The organism is Amycolatopsis antarctica, from assembly GCF_002262875.1.
Classification (GTDB): Bacteria; Actinomycetota; Actinomycetes; order Mycobacteriales; family Pseudonocardiaceae; genus Amycolatopsis; species Amycolatopsis antarctica.
This window is the reverse complement of record NZ_NKYE01000010.1, coordinates 230155-237379: the sequence shown is the minus strand read 5'-3', so window position 1 is coordinate 237379 and position 7225 is coordinate 230155. Positions and strand designations below refer to the sequence as shown.

The 7225-nt window shown below is 71.8% G+C and carries 8 protein-coding genes and 1 pseudogene; 5 read left to right on the top strand and 4 right to left on the bottom strand.

Annotated elements, in window-relative coordinates; all coding sequences use genetic code 11:
- The 3 genes and pseudogenes from CFN78_RS18020 to CFN78_RS18010 form a co-directional block, all read right to left on the bottom strand.
- A pseudogene (locus CFN78_RS18020) lies at window positions 1-347 on the bottom strand (hypothetical protein); the annotation flags it as partial.
- A gap of 32 nt (window positions 348-379) precedes the next feature.
- Window positions 380-1312: a MerR family transcriptional regulator gene (locus CFN78_RS18015; RefSeq protein WP_094863982.1), complete on the bottom strand. Its 933-nt coding sequence runs from the start codon at window positions 1310-1312 to the stop codon at window positions 380-382.
- 77 nt (window positions 1313-1389) lie between these two features.
- Window positions 1390-1764, bottom strand: a complete 375-nt coding sequence (locus tag CFN78_RS18010; RefSeq protein WP_094863981.1) for a hypothetical protein — start codon at window positions 1762-1764, stop codon at window positions 1390-1392.
- Between the two features lie 25 nt (window positions 1765-1789).
- Here CFN78_RS18010 and CFN78_RS30110 point away from each other — a divergent pair, with 25 nt between their 5' ends.
- A complete protein-coding gene (locus CFN78_RS30110) occupies window positions 1790-2629 on the top strand; it encodes an STAS domain-containing protein (RefSeq protein ID WP_094863980.1) in 840 nt (279 codons plus the stop codon).
- Window positions 2630-2811: 182 nt separating this feature from the next.
- Window positions 2812-3606 carry a GAF and ANTAR domain-containing protein gene (locus CFN78_RS18000; RefSeq protein WP_133116377.1) on the top strand — a complete coding sequence of 265 codons (795 nt, stop codon included), beginning with the start codon at window positions 2812-2814 and terminating at the stop codon, window positions 3604-3606.
- A gap of 126 nt (window positions 3607-3732) precedes the next feature.
- Here CFN78_RS18000 and CFN78_RS17995 read toward each other — a convergent pair whose 3' ends face one another.
- Window positions 3733-4581 carry a UbiA family prenyltransferase gene (locus CFN78_RS17995; protein ID WP_094863978.1) on the bottom strand — a complete coding sequence of 283 codons (849 nt, stop codon included), beginning with the start codon at window positions 4579-4581 and terminating at the stop codon, window positions 3733-3735.
- A gap of 38 nt (window positions 4582-4619) precedes the next feature.
- Here CFN78_RS17995 and CFN78_RS17990 point away from each other — a divergent pair, with 38 nt between their 5' ends.
- Genes CFN78_RS17990 through CFN78_RS17980 form a run of 3 tightly spaced genes read left to right on the top strand, consistent with a single transcriptional unit; the run spans window position 4620 to window position 7205 of the window.
- Window positions 4620-5678, top strand: coding sequence for a type III polyketide synthase (locus CFN78_RS17990; RefSeq protein ID WP_094863977.1), 1059 nt, complete (start codon window positions 4620-4622; stop codon window positions 5676-5678).
- Window positions 5672-6193, top strand: a complete 522-nt coding sequence (locus tag CFN78_RS17985) for an isoprenylcysteine carboxyl methyltransferase family protein (RefSeq protein WP_094863976.1) — start codon at window positions 5672-5674, stop codon at window positions 6191-6193. The genes CFN78_RS17990 and CFN78_RS17985 overlap by 7 nt, the downstream gene beginning before the upstream one ends.
- Window positions 6186-7205, top strand: a complete 1020-nt coding sequence (locus tag CFN78_RS17980) for an NAD(P)/FAD-dependent oxidoreductase (protein WP_094864010.1) — start codon at window positions 6186-6188, stop codon at window positions 7203-7205. The genes CFN78_RS17985 and CFN78_RS17980 overlap by 8 nt, the downstream gene beginning before the upstream one ends.
- Window positions 7206-7225 lie beyond the last annotated feature (20 nt).

The following is a 7225-nucleotide window of genomic DNA, read 5'->3' as shown; positions in this document are numbered from 1 at the left end:
AACGCCCGCGTCATCTCCACACCCTGCAGGTTCACATAACTACCGTTGTAGATGACCTCCTCCATCGAGGGGTCGAAGAACAACGTCAGATACACACCCGAGAGCAACAAGATGATGAAGCTGTACAACGCGATCTCGCCCAGCAGGAACGACCAGTGCGTCGGGAACACCTTGTTGAGCTGATGCCGCATCCCCTTCGCCAGGTGATACCGATCGTCGGCGGCACCCGCACCGGTACGCACCGCCTTGTGCAGGAAAGAATCACCGCGGGTGGGGCTGGACAAGTCGAGCCACCTCGATTCGCGCCACGAACGCGGCGCTCGTAATCCATGGTCCGCCCTGCGCATCGATTGCGCAGCGCTCCGCTGCGCGGGGGCGCTCAGTGGTCGGCGGGTGCGCGGTGCTGCGCGGTGGGACAGTCCGCGAGGCGGGTGCACACGTCCTCGACGGCAGAGTCGAGATCGGTCACCCGTGTCTCGCCGGGCCGCGGGCGGTGGGTCCACCCGGGGCCGATCGGGGAGACGGTCTGCCCGCGCGCACGAAGACGCCGCACCAGAGCCAGATCCGCGGTGTCCGTCGTCATCGACCACAGCACCACCAGCGGCGGGTGCACGGTCGCGGTCGCGGCCAGTGTGGTGGCGGCCGGCACGATCTCGCCGAAGAGCACCGCCGGAACTCCCCGCTCGGTCAGCATGCCGAGCATCATCCGCAGTGGCAGGGAATGCTGTTCCGTGGGGCAGCACGCCAGCAGCACCGGTGCCCGCTTCGGCAGGGAGAGCTGGGCCGCGCGGGTGTGCCGGTCGATCGCGGCACCGATCGCCCCGGCGAGTGCCCATTCGGCGTCGACGCAGGCACCCGAGGCCTCCGACCGCTCGCCGAGGTCACGTACGACCGGAGCGAGCACCGTATGCCAGGTCTGGGCCACCCCGTTACGGGCGAGGCAGTCGTCCAGTAGTTCGGCCATGACCCCGAGGTGAAGGTGTTGTGCCGCGGTTCCGAGATCGTCCGCGGCGGCCGCCAGTTCGCTCGGGACGTACTCGTCCTGGGCTCCGTGAACGGCGGTATCCGCGGCTTCGCGAGTCGGTACACCCTGCTCGATCAGGCGCAGCATCAGCTTCAGCCGTCGAAGGTCCGCGGTGGAGTAGCGGCGGTGCCTGCCCGCGACACGCGCGGTGGGGCCGACGCCGTACCGGGAGTCCCAGCTACGCAAGGTCACCGGCGAGACACCGAGTGCCTCCGCAACCTGGCCCGGCGTGTGGGCAGGCGCGGCGAAGCGGCCGGTCTCCGGCCCGCGCACACGATCACCGTCCATGCACCGCACTTTTCCACACCTGCGGACGGGCGGCGCGGCGCCGCGACCGGCGAAGTAGCGAAACGGGGTGGCGGCTGTCAGGTCGGCTGCCGGGGGGACGGTGGCAAAACGGCCTTGCCGTCGCCGGATTCCGTGGCGTTCGCGTGAAGCAGGCTTCGCGTGCGTGGCGGCAGGTGGTCGGCCGCCGCGAGCAGTGCCGCGCGGCCTTCCCCGGCATCCCCCATCGCGAGGAATGCGAGCGCCACCCGCATCGCCGCCACCACGGCCCGGTGATCCCGGGACGTGTCCAGGGGCAGTTCCTGGCCGAGGGCGCACCGCAGCATCGCGCCGGCTTCGTGCAGGGCCCGGTCCGCCGGTGGCTGCCGGGAATCGTCGAGCAGTGCGAGGCCCGAACGGATCGCCCCGGCAAGCACCGTCTCGGCCTGCCTGCCGCGAGGATCGATCGCCGTCATCGGGGTGATCCGATCACGTGTTCACATGAAGTCCACAGTGGACGGTCTCGTCCCTGGGGGCGTTCTCCGACTCGGGCGCGGGGCCTCGTCGAAGCGTAGCCCGGGTCGCATCGGTCGAAAGGTGACGACATGTCCCACCGTTTCGTCGTTCGAGGACGAGGTACAGGCGGCGGGTCCGGGACGCCTTCGAACGCTGCCCTGCGCCATCGCGGCGCCGGAACGTCTTCGCAACGGTCCTCGCGTGGCCGGTACCTGTCAACAGCGACGGTTGACGGACAGGATCGCCAGGGTGCGGGCCCTGGCGTGTCGGGGCGCGAATCGATACGCTTACGATGCAGTTCGTCGCGCGGTCCCAGACTCCGCCCGTCCCGGCGATTCATCCTCCAACGGCCGACCAGCACTCGTCTCGTGCTCCTACGCACACTGTTTCCGAGCCTGGCCCGGCAGGAGGGATCTGATCGTGGCAACTCTGGCTCATGAGCCGGGCGTCTTCGTCCCCCGCTCCGAGATACCCCACGGGAAAACGTCTCGAACAAGGCCAGTAGCCCGACCCGCCGGCGAGGTCGCGGTGGTGCGCGTGAACGGCGACATCGACGCGCGTACCGCTCCGGGGCTGGCCGCCCGGCTGACCGCGGAACTGGGGCGGCCCGAAGGCCGTGCGGTGGTCGTGGACCTGCGGCAGGTGGACTTCCTGGGAATCGCGGGGCTCGAGGTGCTCATTGATGCCCAGCAGGAGGCTCGCACGGGCCACGCCGCTCTGCGGATCGTCGCCGACACCGCGGCCGTCCTCGGATGCCTGGCCCGCACGAGCGGGCACCACACACTGATCGTGTTCCCGGTGTTCGCCCTCGCGATCGGGGTCTGACAGCGGACGGACGGACTTGGTACCCGCCGGCCGCGATCCGGGATGTCTGTGTCCATCAAAGGCCGATCGACGTCGTCGATGCCGCGGACGGGTGAGCCCGCCCGGCCAGGTGGGACGTCGAACCGAACCAGAAGGAGTTGTCCTGCCATGGGCCGAGGACGATGCGGTGCGGTGCGGTCGCGATGACCGCCCAGAGGCTTCGGAACGCGGCGGCCGCAGACCGGCCGGGGGCGCTGCCCGGTGTCCTCGACGAGGCCGGCGACCTCGTCGATGGCCTGTTCGCCGTCTGCGAGCAGGTGGTGTTCGCGCTGCCAGGCGTGAGTCTGTCCAGCGTCACCCTCGTCGAGGGTGACGTCGCCGCGACTGTGGCGAGCACCGACCGCAGGGCCGACGAGATCGGAACGGAGCAGTACCGGACGGGAGAGGGGCCGTGCATCGAGGCCACCCGGACCGGCCGGATCGTCCTGGTGGATATGGCCGGGGCGACCGAGCGGTGGCCGGGGTTCGCGGCGATCGCCGGGGCTTTGGGGGTGCACAGTTTCCTGACGATGCCGTTCAGAGTCGACGCGGGCCTGACGGGTTCGTTGAACCTGTTCGGTGTCGGCGGACAGCACTTCGCCGGTACCGGACAGGCACGACCGGAGTCGTATGCGACCACGGTCGAGACGATGACGCGGGCACACCGGAGGTATCTGCGCTGCCGGGACGAGGTCGCCGAGTTGCGTGCCGTGGTGCGGTCGCGCGCGGTGATCGAGCAGGCGAAGGGAATCCTGGTGTCCGAACGGAAGATCTCGGCCGAGGACGCTTTCCGGATTCTGGTCCGCTGGTCGCAGCGCGAGAACAGAAAGCTGCGCGATGTGGCGGTCGGATATGTGGCCACCGCGGCGGGGGAAAGCGGCACCGCCGGAGCCGGGACCGCGAGGGCCGACGGCCGTGCGGTGGCCCGCGTGGGGCCGCCCGCTCGACTACAGTGGTGACCGAACTCCCCGCTCCAGACCCCGGCGGTCGAGGCTCGCGGCGATCGCCGCGCCGTCGAGCTCCCGCGTCTGGAGGGTGTGCGCATGGTTGGCCGGATTCGCGTCGGTGCCGTCCGCGAGCGGTCCTCAGGTGGCCAGGACGAACAGCACGACGTCGAGCAGCGCGATGGCAAGCGCGGCACGGAAGGCGAACGCCCGGCCGGGGCGCCGAATGCCCTCTACCGCGGCCACTCCGGCGAGGAGCAGGGTGACCGCCGCCGCGAGCAGGCCGGGCCACGAGGGTGGCCCCGGCGGACCGAGCACCAGGACCAGGGAGGCGGCGGTGAACGCCGCGGTCATCACCGCGACGCCGCCGCGCGGGCCGATCCGGTGCGGCAGGCCGCGCACGCCCGTCGCGATGTCGTCGGCCATGTCCGGCAGCACGTTCGCGATATGTGCGCCGAGTCCCAGCAGTGCTCCGGTCACCGGGGCCCACCACGGAGGCCAGGGCTGACCTGGCTGCGCCAGGTACGGCACGGCGGGCAGTGCCCCGAACCCGATCGCGTAGGTGAGGCCGGACCACACCGTCGCCTTCAGCCCGAGGTTGTACGCCCAGCCCGACGCGACGAGGACCATCGCCGCGATGCCCGCACGCGGCCCCAGCAGGAACGACGAGATCGCCGCCGCGGCCAGTGCGAGGCCACCGGCAGCGGTGAGCAGTCGCAGCGGTACCCCGCCCGCGGCGGCGGGCTTGTCCCGGCGGCCGCTCGCCGAGTCCCGCGCGGCGTCCAGCCGGTCGTTGGACCAGCCGATCGAGAGCTGCCCGGCGAACACCGCGAAACCCAGCAGCACCACCGTCCCCGGAGCCAGGCCGACACCGGCGGCGAGCAGGACCGCGAGCAGGGTGACCGCCAGGGTCGGTACCGGATGGCACGCCCCGGCGAGCGCTCGCACCGTCCGAACGCGCCGCGAGGGACCGGAATCGGTGGCAGACATACCGGTCAGCCTACGAGTGCGGTCCCGGGATCGGCGCGATGAGCCGGATCGCCTCGGTGCACGGGGTGCTCCCGCCGCACCGCTACCCCCAGGCCGAACTGACGGAGTTCTTCGCCGAGCTGTGCCTGCCCGAGGGGCGTGACCACGAGATCGTCCGCAGGCTGCACTCCAGTGCCAAGGTCGATTCGCGACACCTCGCGCTGCCGATCGGCCGCTACCGCGAACTCGACGGGTTCGGCGCCGGCAACGACGCCTACCTCGCCGTTGCGGTGGAACTCGGTGCCGAGGCGGTGACCGGCGCGCTCGCCGAAGCGGGACTGGAGCCGGGCGATGTGGACCTGATCATGTCCACCACGGTCACCGGCATCGCCGTCCCCTCGCTGGACGCGCGGATCGCCGCCAGGATCGGCCTGCGCCCCGACGTGAAGCGGGTTCCGTTGATGGGACTGGGATGCGTGGCGGGTGCGGCCGGAATCGCGCGGCTGCACGACTACCTGCGCGGAGCGCCCGGCGAGGTGGCCGTACTGGTCTCGGTCGAACTGTGCTCGCTGACGGTGCAGCGCGACGATCCGTCCGTGGCCAACATGGTCGCCTCCGGGCTGTTCGGCGACGGTGCCGCCGCCGTGGTCGCGGTCGGTGCCGGGCGCGCGGACGGGCACACCGGACCGGTGGTCGTGGATTCCCTGGCCCACCTCTATCCGGACACCGAGCGGGCGATGGGCTGGGACATCGGCGGTACCGGGTTCAAGATCGTGCTCGGGGCGGAGGTTCCCGCGCTGGTCGCGAAGTATCTCGGTGCGGATGTCGAGGACCTGCTGTCCGCGCACGGCCTGGGCATCGGTGACGTCGGTACCTGGGTCTGTCATCCTGGCGGCCCGAAGGTCATCGACGCCATCCAGGCGGCGCTCGGCCTCGACCCGGAGGCGCTGGCCATGACCTGGAAGTCGTTGCGCGACATCGGGAATCTCTCCTCCGCGTCGGTGCTGCACGTCCTGCGGGACACCCTCGCCGAGCGTCCACCCGCGCCGGGAACCTGGGGTGTGCTGATGGCGCTGGGGCCGGGGTTCTGCGCCGAGCTGGTGTTGCTGCGATGGTGAGCGCGATCTGGTTCACCGTGCTGCTCGCGCTCGTTGCCACCGAGCGGCTCGCGGAACTCGTTGTGGCGAAACGCAATCTCGCGTGGAGCCTCGCCCGCGGCGGCAGGGAGACGGGGCGGGGTCACTACCCCTTCATGGTGGTGCTGCACACCGGGTTGCTGCTCGGCTGCGCGGTCGAGGTGTGGGCGGGCGGCGCGCCGTTCCTCGCGGGGCTCGGCTGGCCGATGTTCGCCCTCGTTCTCGCCGCGCAGGCGTTGCGGTGGTGGTGCATCCGCACGCTCGGTCCACAGTGGAACACCCGGATCGTGGTGGTGCCTGGCCTGTCCAGGATCACCGGCGGCCCCTATCGGTTTCTCGGCCACCCCAACTACGTGGCGGTCGCCGTGGAGGGGGTGGCGCTGCCGCTGGTGCACGGCGCGTGGGTGACCGCGACCGCGTTCACCGTGGCGAACGCCGGGTTGATGGCCGTGCGCATCCGTGCCGAGAACACGGCGCTGGCCGGTGCCGATGCGTGACGTGCTGGTCGCAGGGGCCGGCCCGGCGGGACTGGCGGTGGCGCTCGGGGCCGCCAGGGCCGGTCTCGACGTGCTGGTCTGCGACCACCGGAGCGGGCCGATCGACAAGGCCTGCGGCGAGGGGCTGATGCCGGCCGCGCTCGTGGCACTGCGCGAACTCGGTGTCGACCCGCCAGGCCACGACATCCGCGGCATCACCTACCGGCGGGGCAGGGCGGTCGCTCGTGCCGGGTTCACCGAGGGACCAGGCCGGGGGGTGCGGCGCACCCGCCTGCACGAGTCGATGCGCGCCGCCGCCGACCGGGCCGGGGTACCCGTCGCCGACCACCGGGTGCGCGAGGTCCGGCAGTACACCGACCACGTGCTCGCCGACGGGATCGCCGCCCGCTACCTGGTCGCCGCCGACGGCCTGCACTCCGGCATCCGGCAGTCGGCGGGGCTCGCGGTTCCGGGGCGCGCGGTCGCCCGCTGGGGGCTGCGCAGGCACTACGCGCTGGAGCCGGGATCGGACTTCGTCGAGGTCACCTGGGCCGACGGCGCCGAGGTGTACGTGACACCGGTGGCGGACGACCTCGTCGGCGTGGCCGTGCTGTCCTCGCGACGCGGTTCCTTCGAGGCCCAGCTCGCCGGTTTCCCCGAGGTGGCCGGACGGCTGGCCGCGGCCGAGCCGGTCTCGGGTACCCGCGGCGCCGGCCCGTTGCGGCAACGGGTTCGCGGCCGGGTGGCCGGACGCGTCCTGCTCGCCGGGGACGCGGCCGGCTACCTCGACGCGATCACCGGCGAGGGAATCTCGGTGGCGCTGGCGACCGCCGCCGATCTGGTGGACTGCCTCGTCGCGGATCGGCCGGACCGGTACGAGCGGGCCTGGCTTCGCACCTCGCGCCGGACCCGGCTGCTGACCGGAGGCCTGCTGTGGGCCAGGCACCGGCCGGTGCTCTCCCGCGCCGTGGTGCCGGTCGCCGCCGCGTTGCCCCGGCTGTTCGGCCGGACCGTGAACCTGCTCGCGAACTGATTCCGTGGTCCCACGAAAAC